The organism is Nocardia sp. 852002-20019_SCH5090214 (assembly GCF_001665865.1).
Lineage (GTDB): Bacteria > Actinomycetota > Actinomycetes > Mycobacteriales > Mycobacteriaceae > Nocardia > Nocardia nova.
Genome location: NZ_LZMK01000156.1, coordinates 1 through 873, shown reverse-complemented (window position 1 = coordinate 873; position 873 = coordinate 1). Strand labels below are relative to the sequence as shown.

Below are 873 nucleotides of genomic sequence, written 5' to 3'. Positions count from 1 at the left end.
ACCAGAAACTGACCGAACTGTGCGACGCCTTCGCCCACCAGTGGGGCGTGAACATCGACACCGAGCAGATGCAGGTCGGCATCGATCCCGACTTCGACGCAATCGGAGCCCAGAGCCGCGCGCAGGCGGCGGCGCTGTTCGCACGCCAGAGCGCGGCCATCGGGATCATCGAGGACCTGCCACTGGCCCCGGAAGCCAAACCCGTTGTCGGGCAGGCACTGCTGCGGTGGCGCGGGGAAAGCCTCGACGAAGCCCCCACCTACGCGTTGTCGTCTGCCGAGCAGCGGCGCGCGCAGCTCGACACCGATCTGGATGCGGCCGGCCTCACCACAGACGACCGCACCCGCGTCGACTTCGTCGTCGACTACCTCACCGGAGACACCCGCAACATCGACCTGCTCACCTCCCCGGTGTTCGTCGATCCCGGAGAGGAAGCCCGCGGCCGCATCCCGGAGCTGCTGGCCGGATTCGACGAAGGCCACGTCACGGCCAAGCAGATGGCCGCCGAGATCGCGGTGATGACCGCGGCCGACCAGGCCCAGGTCCGTGAAGCCGGTAAGGCGATCCGCGCCGGACGCGAGCCCAGTACGCGACTGTGGCCCGGCTACGCCAACCGCGAGCAGATCAACGAGGAGATCTTCCTTCTCGCAGGCGATGTCGAAGACATTCGAGCAATCGCGGACTACGTCGCCGAGAACGACCTCTCCGACGAAAGTCCCGAGACCTGGGGTGTCGGTGACGAAACCGCCGCGACCATCGAGCGGCTGCGCGAGCGGGGCGACGAGATCGTCGCGGTCGCCACACTCCAGCACGGCCTGGCCGACATCGAGCGCAGCCAGCTCGTCACGATTGTCGACGACGTCGACGCCGGAC

Annotated in this window: 1 pseudogene; it reads left to right on the top strand. The window is 67.8% G+C overall.

Going from position 1 to position 873, the window contains the following annotated elements:
- Positions 1 to 873: pseudogene (locus A5780_RS40910) on the top strand (hypothetical protein); the annotation flags it as partial.